This window comes from Plantactinospora sp. BB1 (genome assembly GCF_003030385.1).
Taxonomy (GTDB): domain Bacteria; phylum Actinomycetota; class Actinomycetes; order Mycobacteriales; family Micromonosporaceae; genus Plantactinospora.
In genome coordinates this window covers 4,396,662-4,412,583 of the sequence record NZ_CP028159.1, presented here as the reverse complement: position 1 = coordinate 4,412,583, position 15,922 = coordinate 4,396,662, and the positions used below count along the sequence as shown (strand labels likewise).

Below are 15,922 nucleotides of genomic sequence, written 5' to 3'. Positions count from 1 at the left end.
ACCCTTGTCGCTCGGCTGCTCAGGAGGGCACCGGCACACCATATCGGGACGGTGGGCACGGAGAATCCGGTTCGGCCGGGCGGGCTTGCCGGGGTGGCCCGGTCAGGGCCGGCCGGCGGTGAACAGCAGCGGGGTGTCGACCCCCTGCCCGGCGGCCAGGTCGGCGAGGAAGCCGGCCAGCCAGCCGAGCGCGTCGAGCGACCACTCGGCGAGCGTGCCGTGGAAGGTCACCCGGTGCCGGGGCGGGCCGTTCCAGAGAGCGTCGTCGAACGGCGGTGCCGTCGCCAGCGGGTCGTGATCGACCAGCGAGGACGACTCGCACGCGAAGACGTCCTGGTCCGGCCGGCCGATCCGCTCCCGGATCAGCGGTGCCGCCGAGGTGATGGCCGGGGCGCGGCCGCCGTCGAGGGTGACCCGGACCGGCGTACGCGACCCCGGGTCACCGGCGCCGAACCAGCCGGCCGTGCGCAGCGACGGCATCCCGGCGTACTCCGGGGGCGACGACGCGGGGTCGAGGCCCTGCACGGGCAGCAGCACCTGCACCGCCCGCAGGTCCAGGGTGCCGAGCCGGGCGAGCACGTCACCGGCGCAGCGCAGGAAGGGCTGCACCGGCAGCGGCCGGTCGACCGGCAGCGGCTCGACCCCCACCTGGAACCACGCGACCAGGGACGAGCCGGGGAGGGCGAGCGGGTGCTCCTGCCCGGCGTCGTTCATGCCCCACAGGCCCGGTGCGCCGGTCCTCCGCTCCCGGGGGCCGGCGTCGGTGATCTGGACGACCCCGCCGACGTCGTCGAGCCAGCCCATCGCGAGCGACCGGTCGTAGAACAGCGCGTACGCGTCCCGGGTGTCGTCCGGGTCCCGCCACGGATGCGGCGTCAACCCGCCGTAGAGCGCCGCGAACATGGTGCCGACCGGCGAGCGGGCACCCGGTGCCAGCCCGGGACGGGCCTCGGTGCTGTCGTCGGTCATCCGCGCCCCGCCGGCCGCCGGGGCGCCGGGTTCGGGCGCCAGCCGGACGACCCGACGGCGCGAAAGCCGGGCCGGCGCGGTGGCTTCGAGGTCGACGGCAAGGGTCCTCCTGTCCCGGGCGCGGGTGAGCTGGAACATCGACGTGACCGCCGCGACGGCCGAACCTGGTTGCCCGGGGGCCGGCCGATCGGCGATGCTGCCGCAAGTCTGCCCCTCGATCAGGAGAGCTGTCTTGCCCGTTGTGAAGATGCACGAGGATGAGATCGACATCTCGGCGGAGATGGTCGCCCGGCTGGTCGCCGGGCAGTTCCCCGAGTGGGCGGATCTGCCCGTGCGTCCGGTGGCCGCCTCCGGCACCGTCAACGCGCTGTTCCGGCTCGGCCCGGAGCTGGTGGTGCGGCTCTGCCGGGTGCCGTGGGCGGCCGGCGAGGAGGCCGAGGAGCACCGCTGGCTGCGGCGGTTGGCGCCGTACCTGCCGGTCGCCGTGCCGGCACCGCTGGCGGTGGGGCAGCCCGCCGAGGGGTACCCGTGGACCTGGTCGGTGCTGCGCTGGCTGCCCGGCACCAACCCGGTGCCCGGCCGGCTCACCGCGGCGGAGGAACTCGCCGCCGACCTAGCCGGCTTCGTCCGCGCGTTCCGCTCCGTCCGGCTGCCGGACGGGCCGGCGGCGTACCGGGGTGGGCCGTTGGCGGCGCTGGACGTGCCGACCCGGGACGCCATCGCCCGGTTGGCGGGGAGCGTCGACCCGGAGGCGGCCACCGCCGTCTGGGACGACGCCGTCGGCGCGCCCGACTGGGCGGGCCCGCCCACCTGGGTGCACGCCGACCTGATGCCGGGCAACCTGCTCACCGTCGACGGGCGGCTCAGCGCGGTGATCGACTTCGCCACCGTGGGCGTCGGCGACCCGGCCTGCGACCTGATCGTCGCCTGGAACCTGCTGCCCGCCGGCGTCCGGGACGCGTTCCGGGCGGCGGTCGACGTCGACGACGCCACCTGGCGGCGGGCCCGGGGCCGGGCGCTGTCGATCGCGCTCATCGCGCTGCCCTACTACCGGGACCGGGCACCCGGGTACGCGGCGGAGGCCCGGCACACGATCGAAGAGGTTCTGGGCGACCTCGACTCCGGTCCGGGCCTCCCGTGAGACGCTGCTCGGATCCCTAGCCGGATCGGCCGGGCGAACTATCCGGATCCACCCTGCGTCTTGCGTCCGTTGTGAGAGGGTTTGCCCTGTGGGGCCCGCTGTTTCACCGCGACGCCCCGCGTCAGCATTCGACGTCGACGGGGGCCGACACATGCGGTGGCTGGTCACAGGGGCGGCAATGGTCGCCGGTGGATACGTCGCCCGGCGGCTGCTCGGCAGGTCGGAGGAGGGCGACGGGCAGTGGCCGCAGCGCCTGGTCGGCCGCCGGAAACGGCGCTGGCACGTCGCCACGGTCAACCGCCCGGTCGACAGGATCGGCGCGGACGGCCAGCTGCCCGAGCCGTTGACCGGGCTCGGCGACGCGGTGGAGATCCAGCTCCGGCCGGCGGCCGGCGACCGGGGTACCGAGATCGCGGTGCGGCTCAGGGACGGCGCCCGGCTCCCCGCCGTCGACGTCGTGCGGCGGGCGATGGGCCGCGACCCCGAGCAGGCGATCCGGGCGGCGCTGCGGGAGGCGAAGCAGCTCATCGAGACCAGCGAGGTGCTGCACCCCGACCATCCGCCGACCACCGAGACGACCCCGCTGAACAAGCCACTTCAGGTGGTCACCCGACACGGGCGCCGGGAGGGCCGGCTGTGAAGGCACTCGTCTGGGAAGGGGCCAACGAGCTCGCCGTACGCCAGGTGCCGGACCCGCAGCTCCGCAACGACCAGGACGCCATCGTACGGGTGCGCCGGACCGTGACCTGCGGCTCCGACCTGCACCTGCTCGGCGGGTACGTGCCGTTCATGGAGCGCGGCGACGTGATCGGGCACGAGTTCCTCGGTGAGATCGTCGAGGTCGGTTCGCAGGTGCGCCGGCACCGGGTCGGCGACCGGGTGGTGGTCTGCTCCTTCGTCTCCTGTGGCAAGTGCTGGTACTGCCAGCAGCAGCAGTACTCGCTCTGCGACAACGGGAACACCAACCCCGCGATCACCGAGAACGTCTGGGGGTTCGCCCCCGGCGGCTGCTACGGGTACTCACACGCGCTCGGCGGCTTCGCCGGCAGCCACGCCGAGTACATCCGGGTGCCCTACGCCGACCAGGGCGCCTTCGCCGTCCCCGAGGGGGTGACCGACGAGCGGGCCGTCTTCGCCTCCGACTCCGCCCCGACCGGCTGGATGGGCGCCGACCTCGGCGGCGTGCGACCCGGCGACGTCGTGGCGATCTGGGGCGCCGGAGCGGTCGGGCAGATGGCGGCCCGCGCCGCGACCCTGCTCGGCGCCGATCGGGTCATCGTGATCGACCGGCTGAGCGACCGGCTGGAGATGGCGGAGCGGCACCTCGGGGTGGAGACGCTCGACTACGAGCGGCAGGACATCGGCGGGGAGCTGCTGGAACGCAGCGGCGGCCGGGGACCGGACGTCTGCATCGAGGCGGTCGGCATGGAGTCGCACAGCGGTGGTCCGCAGCTCTGGTACGACCAGGTGAAGCAGCAGCTGCGGATCGAGACCGACCGCCCGGTGGCGGCCCGGGAGGCGATCTACCACTGCCGCAAGGGTGGCAGCGTCTTCGTCCTGGGCGTCTTCGCCGGAATGGTGGACAAGTTCCCGCTCGGCGCGCTGATGAACAAGGGGCTGACCCTGCGCGGCGCGCAGCAGCACGGCCAGCGGTACATCCCGATGCTGCTGGAACGGATGGCCCGGGACGAGCTGGTGACCGAGCACCTGGCGACGCACACCATGCCGCTGGACCAGGCGCCGCGCGGTTACGACATGTTCAAGCAGAAGCTCGACGGTTGTGTACGGGTCGTCTTCGAACCCGCCGGCTGAGCTGCCCGGGCTCGCCGCCAGCAGCTCCGTACGCCGGGACCCGGCGCCGGGCCGGGACCCGGCGCCGGAGCCATTCCCGCCCTGCCACTGCGTTCTTCGATGGGATGAGCCGCGATGCGGAAACGGGTAACCACCGAACCCGGACAGGACCCCGGACGGCTGATCCTGGCCCCCGCCCGCTCGGGCGGATATCCCGGGCCGGTCCGGGAGGCGGTGCGGGGCAGCCAACTCATCCGCCTGCTGGGCACCACCGACGCCAAACAGATCGGGCTGCTCTATCTGACGACGTCGTTCGGCTTCTTCATCGCGGCGGGGATCGAGGCGCTGCTGATGCGGGCCGAGCTGGCGCGCCCGGGAATGCAGTTCCTCTCGCCGGAGCAGTACAACCAGCTCTTCACCTCGCACGGCACGATCATGATGCTGCTCTTCGCCACCCCGCTGGCGTTCGCCTTCGGCAACTACCTGGTGCCGTTGCAGATCGGTGCCCCGGACGTGTCGTTCCCCCGGCTCAACGCGCTGGCGTACTGGTTGTACCTCTTCGGTGGCCTGATGGTGCTCGGCGCCTTCCTCATGCCCGGCGGGGGGCCCGACTTCGGCTGGACCGCGTACCCGACGTTGAGCCTCTACCAGCACACTCCGGGAGCCGGCGGCAACCTCTGGGTGGTCGGCCTGGTGCTCTCCGGACTGGGCACCATCCTCGGCTCGGTCAACCTGATCACCACCACCCTGACCCTGCGGGCGCCGGGCATGACGATGTTCCGGATGCCGCTCTTCACCTGGGCGATGCTGATCACCGCGCTGATGGCGGTCGTCGTCTTCCCGCTGCTGGCGGCGACGCTGCTGGCCCTGCTCGCCGACCGGGTACTCGGCTCGCACGTCTACGCCGCCGAGACCGGCGGACCGATCCTCTACCAGCACCTGTTCTGGTATTTCGGCCATCCCGAGGTCTACATCGTGGCGCTGCCGTTCTTCGGCATCATCAGCGAAATCATCCCGGTCTTCAGCCGCAAGCCGCTGTTCGGCTACAAGACCATGGTCCTCGCCATCGTCGTCATCTTCCTCTACTCGATGACCGTCTGGGCGCACCACATGTTCGCCACCGGTCAGGTACTGCTGCCGTTCTTCTCGGCGTTCACGTTCATCATCGCCGTACCGACCGGGATCAAGTTCTTCAACTGGATCGGCACGATGTGGAAGGGGCAGTTGACCTTCGAGACGCCGATGCTCTTCTCGATCGGGTTCCTGGTCACCTTCCTCTTCGGCGGGCTGACCGGGGTGCTGCTGGCCAGCCCGCCGGCGGATTTCCACACCCACGACAGCTACTTCGTCGTCGGCCACTTCCACTACGTACTCTTCGGCACGATCGTCTTCGCCGCCTTCGCCGGGGTCTACTTCTGGTTCCCGAAGATGACCGGCCGGCTCCTCGACGAGCGTCTCGGCCGGGTGCACTTCTGGACGATGTTCGTGGGGTTCCACGTCACGTTCCTGGTGCACCACTGGCTGGGTAACGAGGGGATGCCCCGCCGGTACGCCGACTATCTGCCGACCGACGGCTTCACCACGCTGCACACCGTCTCCACCATCGGCTCGTTCATCCTGGGCGCCTCCACGCTCTTCTTCATCTACAACGTCTGGAAGTCGTGGCGGTTCGGCCGGCTGGTCGGTGTCGACGATCCCTGGGGCTTCGGCAACAGCCTGGAGTGGGCGACCACCTCCCCGCCGCCGCTGCGCAACTTCGACCGGATGCCGCAGATCCGGTCGGAGCGGCCCGCCTTCGACGCGAAGTACGGCCCGCTCGTCGCCGACCTCGGCCGGGACCTGCCGCAGCGGGCCGCCGAGCCGCCGCAGCGGATCCGGGACGAGATGCACCGCGAGCGCAGTACGCCCGAGCCGCCGACGGTGCAGGGCGCGGAGGGTGCCCGGGAGACGGTCGGGCACTATCCGCCGGAGCAGTCCGGCGCCCGGCCGGTGGAGGTACCCGATCCGGAGCAGGTCCGCCGGCCGAGCTTCGAGCAGACCGAGGAGGCGACAGATAACCCGTTCGACGCCGACCGCACCGGACCGAGTTCGAAACGGTGGCGGGACCCCGGCGGCGACGAGGAGGGCGACGACGAGGCGCGGTAACCGGTTTTGTCGTACCCGGCCGCCAGGATGCGGGCGGACGACGAGACCAGGGAGTGACTGATGATCGGAAAGCTGGAGATGGTGGTGCTCGACGCGCCCGACATCGAGAGGCTTGCCGCGTTCTACCGGGGGCTGGCCGGGTGGGTGGCGTCGGGCGTCGACGACGACTGGATCACGCTCGACACGCCCGACGGTTGGCAGGTCGGCCTGCAACTGGCGCCGGACCACCAACCGCCGCGCTGGCCCGGCCAGGAGCGGCCGCAGCAGGCCCATCTCGACCTGCGGGTGCCGGACCTCGACGCCGCACTCGACCGGGCCGTCGGCCTCGGCGGGACGCTGCTGGCCAAGAACGAGGCGTGGTACACGGTGGCCGACCCGGCGGGGCATCCCTTCGACCTCTGCCTGAAGGCGGACAACCCCGAGACCACCCTGATGGGCGTGATGCTGGACTGCCCGGACGCAAAGGTGCTCAGCGCCTTCTACGCCGAGTTGCTCGGCAAGCCGGTCACCTACGAGGGCGACGGCATGGCGATGGTCGGCAACGACGGCGAGCAGCCGGTGCTGTTCCAGCAGGTGGCCGACTACAGTCCGCCGCGCTGGCCGGACCCGGCACACCCGCAGCAGTTCCACCTCGACGTGGTCGTCGAGGACTTCGACGTCGCGGAGCCGGCGGTGCTCGCCCTGGGCGCGACCCGGCAGCCCGGTGGCGGCAGGACGTTCCGGGTCTACACCGACCCGGCCGACAAGCCGTTCTGCCTGACCCGTTCCGAGATGCCGTAGTCGCCCGAGTTGCCGTAGTCGGTCGGGACGTCGTAGCCGCCCCGAGCGCCGTAGTGGGCCGGGCCGTCGTAGCCGCCCCGAGCGCCGTAGTGGGCCGGGACGTCGTAGTCGCCCGGGGGAGACGGGAGCCGCCTTTTCCCAGGGGGAGGCGGCCGCCGTCGCAGGAACGTCGTAGCCGCCCGCCGGTCCCGTGCCGGCGGGCGGCATCGACGCGGCTGAAGTCGGTCTGAAGCCGGTCGGCGCTACGTTCTCGCCAGCGGAACCCATCCGAACAGGAGGATCCCTGATGAGAACCCGAGTGTTGGCGGCCGTGCTGACGGCGTCGCTCGTCGCGGTGTTCGCCGCCGCGCCCCAGGCGTCCGCGGCGACTCCCACGCCCCGGACGGCGGCCGACTGCGAGCGCGGCGCGAACGGTTTCCGCGACATCCCGGACACGCTGCGCGGCACCCAGGCGGTCGCGCCGGTGACGCTGCCCGGCGGTCCCGTCGTCCGCCTCTACTACGGTACGGTCGCCGGGGCGCAGCGCGGCTGGGCGATGATCGACGGAGGCACCTACGCCCGCGATCGGGTCTGGCTGAACTGGAGTGTCGACGGCGGCGCGAACATCCACGTGCAGTGCGGTCCGTTCCTCGTCGACGCCACCGGCCGCACCAAGACCAGCGCGGCGAAGACCACCAGCAGCAACCCCAGCTACCGGTTCCAGGCCTGCGGCCAGTCCTTCCCGTACGCCACACCGTTCCAGTGCACCGCCTGGTGGTGACCGGGTGCCCCGGTGACCAGCCGACGACCGGTGCCCCGCGTCACGGTGCCCGGAGCGGCGGGACGGACGGAACGGGCGGGACGGACGGAACGGGCGGGCCGGCTCAGCCGTCCGGGGTGAAGAGGCCCTGGATCCCGACGATGATGGCGATGAGGCCGAAGACCGCGAGTAGCAGCCCGACCCCGGTCGCCGCGCCGTCCGCCCCGGTCCGCGGCGCCTGCCGGCCGGTCAACCTGTCCCAGAGCAGGGCGAGGCCGACGCCGATCCCGACCACCTCGAAGTGGAACGGGCGCGGCCCGGAGACCAGGTGGACGATGAGGTAATAGCCGCCCGCCACCAGGGCGACGATCCCGACGACCCAGCCGAACGGCGCGACCCGGGCGGCGAAGCGACCGAGGTCGTCGCCGACCCGGGGCAGCCGGCGCAGGAGTGCGACGGCGAGCAGGAAACCGCCGAGGATGTTGGCGAGATCGAGCAGCAAGGCCATGATCACGGGACGGTCTCCTCCACCGGCGCCACGAACGCGAACCCACGCATGTCGATCGAGAGCATAGTGAGGTCCGGCCCGTCCCGCCCGGTGGCCGACCGCTCCGGGCGGGACGGGTGACGGCGGTCGGCCCGCGAGGCGACGCCGCCGGCGTACTCAGCTACCGGGGCGGGGGAACGCCACCGGGCTGCGGTGCCCGGCGCGGTCGACGGCGCGTACGCCGAAGAAGACGTTGTCCTTCGACAGGTCGATGGTGGCCGTGGTGACGTCGCCGACCGGGATCACGTGGGTCCACTCCGGCGCCGTGGTCTCCCGCCACACGATCTCGTAACCGGCCAGGTCCGGCTCGGTGCCCCGGGTCCAGCGCAGCTCGGTGTCGTTGGTCAGGTTCGTGGTGACGATGGTGACGCCCTTCGGCGTACCGGGGGCCTGGGCCAGGGACCAGAGCGCCGCCGCGTTCACCTTTGCCACCCGGGTGATGTACTCGAAGTCGCAGAACTCCGGCAGGTCGCCGTACTGCTTGCCGTCGACCACCCGGACGTCCTGGTGCTGGTGCGCGAAGTCCTCGTTCGGCTCGGTGAACCGGCCGGCCGGGTAGCCCTGCTCCAGGAAGGAGATGTGGTCGCTGCCGCGCAGGTAGCGGTCCCGGCGGTAGATCACCCGGACCCGCATCCCGGTGCTGTCGTTGTCGGCCACGTCGCTGACGTACCGGGCGAGTTGCCGGCTCGGCGAGTCGTTCTCGCCGCCGACGGAGCGCCGGGTGTTCGCCTCAGCCGGCGTCTCGGCCGTCGGCACGCCCTCGGCGAAGAGCCGGACCGTACGCCGGTCCCGGGTGCCGTCGTCCGCCGTCGAGCTGCCGACGATGTCGTCGCTGAACATGCCCTGTACGTCGGCACCGGCCGCCCGGTACTGCCGGGCCATGTACCCCGAGCCGTAGAGGCCCTGCTCCTCGCCGGCCACCGCCGCGAAGACGATGGTGGCCTCGCTGCGCCGGGTCGCCATGATCCGGGCGAGTTCCATCGCCACCGCCACCCCGGAGGCGTCGTCGTCGGCGCCCGGCGCGTCGCTGGTGGCGTCCATGACGTCGGTGCAGCGCGAGTCGTAGTGGCCGGTGACGACGTAGATCCGCTCCGGCGAGGTCTCGCCGCGCAGCGTGGCGACCACGTTGGTGATCCGGGTCGGCACCGGGATCCGGGAGGCCGGCTCCTGGACGTACGACTGGAGTTCCACAGTCATCCGCCCACCGGACCGGGCGGCGTAACCCCGCATCTGCTCGTAGATCCAGTCCCGGGCGGCCCCGATGCCCCGGACCGGGTCGTCCTGGCTGGAGAGGGTGTGCCGGGTACCGAACTCGGCGAGCCGGCGGACGATCGCCTCGATCCGCCGCTGGTCGATCTCCCGGAGCAGCTCCCGCAGCTCCCGGTCGGGTGACTGGGGCCGGATCGGCCGACCGGGCCCGGACGAGCCGCCGCCGGTGGTGGCGGAGGCGGCCGAACCGGTGGCGAGCGGCGCGGCGACCGTTGCGGCGGCCGCGGTGACGGTGGCGGCGGACAGGAACGTACGGCGGCTCGGCTTCGTGGGCCCGTCGCCTCGGGAGTCCTGGGATGTCATGCCAGGCATCGTCATCAATGCGAGCCGGGACTGTCAACGGGCATGATCGTCTTTCTTCGCCCGGTTTGCCGCCGTCCGGACCCGTCCCGCCCGCTCGGGCCCGGTCCGCCGGGTACGCCCACCGGTGGGTTTGCCCGGCCGATGCCCGGGAACGGGCGTTCTCATGACCAAACCGCGCGTTGTGATCGTCGGGGCCGGGTTCGCCGGCTACCACGCGGCGAAGAGCCTGTCCCGGATCGCCAACGGCCGGGCCGAGGTCGTGCTGCTGAACCCGACCGACTTCTTCCTCTACCTGCCGCTGCTGCCCGAGGTGGCGGCCGGGATCCTGGAGCCGAGCCGGGTCTCGGTCTCCCTCGCCGGCACCCTCAACGGGGTCCGGGTGGTGATCGGCGAGGCGCAGCACATCGACCTGGCGGCGAAGCGGGTCGACTACACCGGCGCCGAGGGCGACCCGGGACAGCTCGACTACGACCGACTGATCATCTCGGTCGGCAGCGTCAACAAGCTGCTGCCGATCCCCGGGGTCACCGAGCACGCGCACGGGTTCCGGGGCCTGCCGGAGGCGCTCTTCCTGCACGACCACGTGGTCAGCCAGGTCGAGCTGGCCGAGGCGACCGACGACGAGGCGGAGCGGGACGCCCGGAGCACCTTCGTGGTGGTCGGCGCCGGCTACACCGGGACCGAGGTGGCCGCGCACGGCCAGCTCTTCACCGACGCGCTCGCCGCCCAGCATCCGCGGCTCGGCGTACGGCCGCGCTGGATGCTGCTCGACCTCGCCGAGCGGGTACTGCCGGAACTCGACCGGCGGATGTCGGAGACCGCCCGCCGGGTGCTCGACGCGCGGGGCGTGGACGTCCGGATGGGCACCACGGTCTCGGAGGCGACGGCCGACGGGGTACGACTCAGCGACGGCGAGTACGTCCCGACCCGCTCGCTGATCTGGTGTGTCGGCGTCCGCCCCGACCCGCTCGTGGCCGACCTGGGACTGCCGACCGAGAAGGGGCGGCTGGTGGTCGACGAGTTCCTGAACGTGCCCGGCTTCCCCGACGTCTACGCCTGCGGGGACGCCGCCGCCGTACCCGACCTGACCCGGCCGGGCGAGGTGACGGCGATGACCGCCCAACACGCCCAGCGGCAGGGCAAACTGGCCGCGCACAACGTCGCCGCCTCGTACGGGCAGGGCAAGCGGCGGCCGTACCGGCACCACGACCTCGGGTTCGTGGTGGATCTCGGCGGCACCGACGCGGCCGCGAACCCGGTGCACGTGCCGCTTTCCGGGCTGCCCGCCAAGGCGGTTACCCGGGGCTACCACCTGATCGCGCTGCCGGCGAACCGGGCCCGGGTCAGCGCCGACTGGCTGCTGGACGCGGCCTTCACCCGCCAGGCGATCCAACTCGGGCTGGTGCCGGCACACGCCGTACCGCTGGAGAGCGCCTCCCCGGAGCTGCCGGCCCGCCGCTGACCCTGCCGGCCCGCGCCGTCAACGCCCTCGCGGCCCGCCGTCAACGCGCGCGCCTGCCGTCAACGCGTGCGCGGCCCGCCGTCAGCGTGCGCGGTCTGTCGTCGACGCTGCCGGCCCGCCACCGTCGAGGGTGGCGGGCCGGCGGACGCCGTGGCGGCTCACGGACCGAAGCGGGGCCCTGGGGCCCGTTCCGGCGGGGCGGCCATCCCGGCGCCGACCTCGTCGATCGCGTCGTCGATCTGGTGCGCGAGCGTCACGTCCAGCGCGGTCACCGCGTCCAGCGAACGGGTCCGGACGGTGAGCACCGCCGACTGTGGTGACTCGCGGCCGATGGTCGGCCCCCGCCCGGTCTCCGGCCGCAGCCGGGCCAGCCGGCCCAGCACCCGGTCCAGGTTCTCCGGCGGCAGCTCGATGGTGCGGGTCAGCCCGCGCCGGTCGCCGGACCAGTAGGGGAGGGTCGCCAGCGCGTCCCGGAGTTCGTCGTCGGTCAGCGCGGCGGTGGCCCCGGCCGGGTCGACCAGCCCGCCGCCGGCCGGTGGTGGACCGAGCAGCTCCCGCAGCTCCGGCGGCAGGTGCAACGAGTCGATCAGCCCGCCGTCCTGTGCGGCGAGCGCGCTCAACGTCGCCTGCGCCTGGTACCGGGCCTGTTCCGGGCTGCGATGGGTCGACCGGGCCACCTCGTCGAGGAAGCCGGCCAGGTCGCGGCGCCGGTCGCCGGCAGCCATCGCGCCGTCGTCGTGCAACTGGTTCGGTACGGCGTCGAGCAGCCGCTGCCGGTCTGCGGTGTCCAGCGCCCGGGCCAGCGCCGCCACGGTGGCTCCGGCGGCGGCGCGGGCCTGTTCGAAGTCGACGCCGGCCCGGCGCCCGATGTCGGAGACGAGATCCCGGTACGCGATCACCGGCACCTCGGCGGTGGTCGTGCCGACCAGCTCGTCGGGGGCCGGCATGGGGCGCTCGGCCGGTGCCGGCGGCGCAGTGGTCGGACCGCCGCGCTCGGTGCTCGGCTTGCGCGCACCGGCCGGTGGCGGACCGTCCCGACGGCTCCGGTCGAGGCTGGTGAGCTGCCTGTCCGCGCCGAAGGTCGCGCCGACCTCGCTCGGCCGCCGGCCCCGCTGACGGGCCTGCCGGGCCAGGGTACGGCGCCGCTGGTTGTCGCCCTCCATCTGCTTCCCGCTCATGCCGTCTCCTCGCTGCGCTCGTCGTCGTGAGCCCCGAGTCGTACCGGACGTACCGGCCGATCCGGGTCCACCTCGGCTCGCTCCGCGTCTCGCCACCACCGGGCGGGGCCGGCCGCCGCGTGCGCCGGCCGACCGTACGCCCCGCGGTGCGACCAACCGCCTTCCCGACCGGGCATCGACGAAACCCGGTTGGATCCGGCCGCCGGCTCCCGGCAACTCATCCGGCCGGGGTGAGGGGCACTCACCCGACCGACGTCGATGATCGGGCTGCCCGGGACCCACGTCTTCGGCCCGGGACGCGCAGGTACCGCCGGAGGAGGCCACCGTGAAGAGGATCGTCGAGATCGTCCCCGCCCGGCCCGGTTGGTACGCCCGCTGGCGGCTCGCCCCGGACACCACCCGTTGCTATCCGGTGTCGCTCTGGGCGCTGCTGGAGGAGACCGACGAGGGCGGTCGAGAGGTGATCGGGGTGGACGCCGTCGGCCAGTGGCCCGGCTCCGAGGAGAACGAGACGGGTGGCGAGTTCGTCCGTTACCTCTTCCAGCCGCCCGACAGCGGTGCGCCGGAGGACGCCGCCCGGCCGGACGAGCTGGGCATCGAGCCGACCCGCCAGCCGGCCCGGCTGAAAGCCGTCTGAACCGTCGCCTGAACTGCCGTCTGAACTCGGCTGAACCAGCCCGAACTGCCGCCTGGACCGCCGCCTGAACAGGCCCGAGTTGTCGTCCGAGCCTTGCCCGAACTGCCGGCTGAACCGCCGTCCGAGCCTCGGTCAGGGCAGTTCGAGTGGTTCAGGTGCGTGCGGTGCCGGGAAGGCGAGGTCGAGTTCGGCGAGGTCCTCTTCGCCGAGGGTCAGCTCCATCGCTGCCCGGTTCTCCCGGACGTGCTCCGGACTGCTCGCCTCGGTCACCGTGCAGACCCCGTCCTGACCGAGCAGCCAGGCCAGCGCCACCTGCCCGGGAGTGGCGCCGTGCCGCCGTGCCACCCGGGCCAGTACCGGGTGCCCGAGCATCGACCCCCGTTCCGGGGGCGGGTACGCCATCACCGGCAGGCCGGCGGCGCGACAGCGGGGCAGCAGATCCCGCTCGACGTCCCGCCGGACGAGGTCGTACGGGATCTGGTCGATCTCCACTGCGGTACCGCCCGGGATGGCGGCCAGTTCCACCACGTCCGGTACGTCGAAGTCGCGTACGCCCCAGTGCCGGATCAGGCCCTGGGTGATGAGGCTGGTGAACGCCTCGACCGTCTCCGGCAGCGGCGCGTCGCCCCGCTGGTGCAGCAGGTACAGGTCGATCCGGTCGGTGCCGAGCCGCTCCAGGCTGCGGGCGCAGGCGTCGGCGGTCCCGGTGAGGCCCGCGTGCTCGGCGGAGACCTTGCTGACCAGGAAGACTTCCTCGCGCCGGTCGCCGAGCGCCTCCCGGACCAGTTCCTCCGCGCGGCCGTCGGCGTACGCCTCGGCGGTGTCGATCAGGGTGAGGCCGGCGTCCACCCCGGCGCGGAGGGCGGCGATCTCGTCGTCGCGCCGCCGTGGGTCCTCCGCCATGCCCCGGGTGCTCTGACCGAACGCCGGGATCGCCTCGCCGGAGGGGAGTGTGACCGTCGGGATGCTCCGATCCGCCATGCCTCCGCTCCCTCCTGACCAGGCCGTATTCGGCTGCCCGCCGGTGCGCGCCTTCCCCCGGCCGTGCACGGCAAACCGCGCTCGCGGGGTGGTGGACGGGGGAGGCGAGGGCCGGGGCATCGCACCGGTAGCCTCTGGCCACACCGGTCCTCGATGTAGATCTAGTCGATGCGTATACTTGCCTGACTGCAAGTATTGGCTGTTGAGCGTACGGAGGCGGGTGTGGTTTTCTCCGTCAGGCATGTGGTGCACTCGAAGCTGGTGCGCCTCCACCTGGGGGGTGAACTGGACATAACCACCGCGCCGAGGCTCAGCGCGGAGATCGACCAGTTGGTCGACGACGGGCACCGCCGCCTGCTCGTCGACCTCGCGGAACTCACCTTCTGCGACTCCAGTGGTCTGGCGGCGTTCGTCCGGGGAGACGACCGGGCAGGTGCCCGGGGCGGCTGGCTCCGGCTGACCGGTGCCACGGGGCGCGTCGAGCGGGTATTGCGGATCAGTGGCCTGGACGACTTGCTCCGTTATGACCAGGAACAGCATGACCCGGCCGCATTGCGCGACCGTTGATCGGTTAGAGTTCGCACGCCGCGTCGACGGTCGGCGACTGCCGGCGACCAGACCATCGGCTCGCGGCGCGGGCCGCCGCCCCTAGAATTCCGACGACCAGAGACAGGTATGCCGTGGACGCAGCCGAGTCGAACCCCGTACGCATTCTGGTCGTCGACGACGACCCGGGCGACGTCTTGATGATCGAGGAGGCGCTGGCCAACTCGGAGGTACCCAAGTCGATCGACGTGGTCAGCGACGGCCAGGAGGCGATGGAGTTCCTGCACCAGGAGGGGCGGCACCGGGACGCGCCCCGGCCGGACATGATCCTGCTGGACCTGAACATGCCCCGGATGGACGGTCGGCAGGTGCTCAACAAGGTCAAGAGCGACGACAACCTGCGGACGATCCCGATCGTCGTCCTGACCACGTCCAACGCCGACACCGACATCCTCGGCAGCTACAACCTGCGGGCCAACGCGTACGTCACCAAGCCGATCGACCTCGACGACTTCAACGACGTCATCCGGCGGATCGACGAGTTCTTCGGGCAGATCGTGGTGCTGCCGAAACACCGCTGACCGGCCCGCAGGCCCAACGTCTTCCGGAGCGGACCCGGGCCGATCACCCGGCCGCCCCCGAGGAGGCCGCCTACCGCGCGACCGAGGCGCCCGCCTACCGCGCGACCCTTCTTCGATCATGGACTACCGGCGGCGTGCGTCGCCTTGTTACCGTCGGCGCCCAGCGGGATCGAGAGGAGCACGGGCGTTGAACGGGGCAACGGCATACCTGGTGGCGGCGGCGGGTCTGCTGATCGCGGCGGCGGGCGTACTGGTGGCGGTGGTCGCGCTGCGTACCGCCCGGAAGCGGGCCGCCCGACCGGCCGGAACACCGGTACGCGATCCGTTCCGGAGCGTCGACGACGACGCCGACGCGCTGCGCGGCGATCCGCGTACCCTCAAGCCCGGTGACCTGGTGGAGATCCGGCACACCTCCTACGGGGTTCGCGGCACCCTCCGGTTCCGGGAGGGCGCCTGGGGCTGGGCGGAGCACCTGCTCGACGACGCGCACGGCAGCAAGGTCTGGCTCTCGGTCGAGGAGGACCCGGACCTGGAACTGGTGCTCTGGACCGCGCTGCCGGACATCGACGTCACCCCGGGCCCGGCCGAGCTGGAGGTCGCCGGCCGGCGGTACCGGCGGGACGAGTCGGGGCGGGCCACCTTCACCTCGGCGGGCAGCACCGGACTCGACCCGACCGGCACGGTCCGCTACCACGACTATGTCGCCGCCGACGGCTCCCCGCTCTCCTTCGAGGCGTACGGCGACAGCGAGCGCTGGGAGGTCGGCACGGGTGAACGGCTGCACCGGGCCGAGGTGCTGATCTATCCACAGGCGACGGGCGCCGACGACCCGACGACGGGACGGATCGGCTGA

At 72.5% G+C, this 15,922-nt stretch carries 16 protein-coding genes; 11 read left to right on the top strand and 5 right to left on the bottom strand.

Annotation, left to right across the window (positions count from 1 at the left end):
* Window positions 1-102: 102 nt before the first annotated feature.
* Window positions 103-1,107, bottom strand: coding sequence for a hypothetical protein (locus C6W10_RS19355; RefSeq protein WP_199853685.1), 1,005 nt, complete (start codon window positions 1,105-1,107; stop codon window positions 103-105).
* Window positions 1,108-1,210: 103 nt separating this feature from the next.
* Here C6W10_RS19355 and C6W10_RS19350 point away from each other — a divergent pair, with 103 nt between their 5' ends.
* From C6W10_RS19350 to C6W10_RS38655, 6 genes are all read left to right on the top strand, one after another.
* Window positions 1,211-2,110 (top strand): aminoglycoside phosphotransferase family protein, encoded by a 900-nt coding sequence (locus tag C6W10_RS19350; RefSeq protein ID WP_234361928.1) that lies wholly within the window; start codon window positions 1,211-1,213, stop codon window positions 2,108-2,110.
* A gap of 178 nt (window positions 2,111-2,288) precedes the next feature.
* Window positions 2,289-2,750 carry a hypothetical protein gene (locus tag C6W10_RS19345; RefSeq protein WP_107259301.1) on the top strand — a complete coding sequence of 154 codons (462 nt, stop codon included), beginning with the start codon at window positions 2,289-2,291 and terminating at the stop codon, window positions 2,748-2,750.
* A complete protein-coding gene (locus tag C6W10_RS19340) occupies window positions 2,747-3,922 on the top strand; it encodes a zinc-dependent alcohol dehydrogenase (RefSeq protein WP_107259300.1) in 1,176 nt (391 codons plus the stop codon). Before C6W10_RS19345 ends, C6W10_RS19340 begins: the two co-directional genes overlap by 4 nt.
* 114 nt (window positions 3,923-4,036) lie before the next feature.
* On the top strand, window positions 4,037-6,046 hold the full coding sequence (ctaD, locus tag C6W10_RS19335) for a cytochrome c oxidase subunit I (protein WP_107259299.1): 2,010 nt from the start codon (window positions 4,037-4,039) through the stop codon (window positions 6,044-6,046).
* A 60-nt stretch (window positions 6,047-6,106) separates the two neighbouring features.
* Entirely contained in the window at window positions 6,107-6,826 is a 720-nt protein-coding gene (locus C6W10_RS19330; RefSeq protein ID WP_107259298.1) for a VOC family protein, read from the top strand.
* Window positions 6,827-7,112: 286 nt separating this feature from the next.
* Window positions 7,113-7,586 carry a hypothetical protein gene (locus tag C6W10_RS38655; RefSeq protein WP_159104649.1) on the top strand — a complete coding sequence of 158 codons (474 nt, stop codon included), beginning with the start codon at window positions 7,113-7,115 and terminating at the stop codon, window positions 7,584-7,586.
* A gap of 103 nt (window positions 7,587-7,689) precedes the next feature.
* Here C6W10_RS38655 and C6W10_RS19320 read toward each other — a convergent pair whose 3' ends face one another.
* The gene (locus C6W10_RS19320) at window positions 7,690-8,073 is read right to left on the bottom strand and encodes a hypothetical protein (RefSeq protein ID WP_234359723.1); all 384 of its coding nucleotides are present in this window, start codon (window positions 8,071-8,073) and stop codon (window positions 7,690-7,692) included.
* A 156-nt stretch (window positions 8,074-8,229) separates the two neighbouring features.
* Window positions 8,230-9,684, bottom strand: a complete 1,455-nt coding sequence (locus tag C6W10_RS19315) for a M20/M25/M40 family metallo-hydrolase (protein WP_107259292.1) — start codon at window positions 9,682-9,684, stop codon at window positions 8,230-8,232.
* A gap of 163 nt (window positions 9,685-9,847) precedes the next feature.
* Here C6W10_RS19315 and C6W10_RS19310 point away from each other — a divergent pair, with 163 nt between their 5' ends.
* Entirely contained in the window at window positions 9,848-11,146 is a 1,299-nt protein-coding gene (locus C6W10_RS19310; RefSeq protein WP_107259290.1) for an NAD(P)/FAD-dependent oxidoreductase, read from the top strand.
* Window positions 11,147-11,304: 158 nt separating this feature from the next.
* Here the strand turns inward: C6W10_RS19310 and C6W10_RS19305 are convergent, their stop codons facing one another.
* Complete coding sequence (locus tag C6W10_RS19305; protein ID WP_107259289.1) at window positions 11,305-12,324, bottom strand: DUF2267 domain-containing protein; 1,020 nt, start codon at window positions 12,322-12,324, stop codon at window positions 11,305-11,307.
* A gap of 325 nt (window positions 12,325-12,649) precedes the next feature.
* Here C6W10_RS19305 and C6W10_RS19300 point away from each other — a divergent pair, with 325 nt between their 5' ends.
* Window positions 12,650-12,961 (top strand): hypothetical protein, encoded by a 312-nt coding sequence (locus C6W10_RS19300; protein ID WP_107259287.1) that lies wholly within the window; start codon window positions 12,650-12,652, stop codon window positions 12,959-12,961.
* 132 nt (window positions 12,962-13,093) lie between these two features.
* Here C6W10_RS19300 and C6W10_RS19295 read toward each other — a convergent pair whose 3' ends face one another.
* Complete coding sequence (locus tag C6W10_RS19295; protein WP_107259285.1) at window positions 13,094-13,942, bottom strand: aldo/keto reductase; 849 nt, start codon at window positions 13,940-13,942, stop codon at window positions 13,094-13,096.
* Window positions 13,943-14,164: 222 nt separating this feature from the next.
* Here C6W10_RS19295 and C6W10_RS19290 point away from each other — a divergent pair, with 222 nt between their 5' ends.
* From C6W10_RS19290 to C6W10_RS19280, 3 genes are all read left to right on the top strand, one after another.
* Window positions 14,165-14,509: an STAS domain-containing protein gene (locus tag C6W10_RS19290; protein ID WP_107264097.1), complete on the top strand. Its 345-nt coding sequence runs from the start codon at window positions 14,165-14,167 to the stop codon at window positions 14,507-14,509.
* A 113-nt stretch (window positions 14,510-14,622) separates the two neighbouring features.
* Window positions 14,623-15,069 carry a response regulator gene (locus tag C6W10_RS19285; protein WP_199853210.1) on the top strand — a complete coding sequence of 149 codons (447 nt, stop codon included), beginning with the start codon at window positions 14,623-14,625 and terminating at the stop codon, window positions 15,067-15,069.
* A gap of 187 nt (window positions 15,070-15,256) precedes the next feature.
* The gene (locus C6W10_RS19280) at window positions 15,257-15,922 is read left to right on the top strand and encodes a DUF4178 domain-containing protein (protein ID WP_107259283.1); all 666 of its coding nucleotides are present in this window, start codon (window positions 15,257-15,259) and stop codon (window positions 15,920-15,922) included.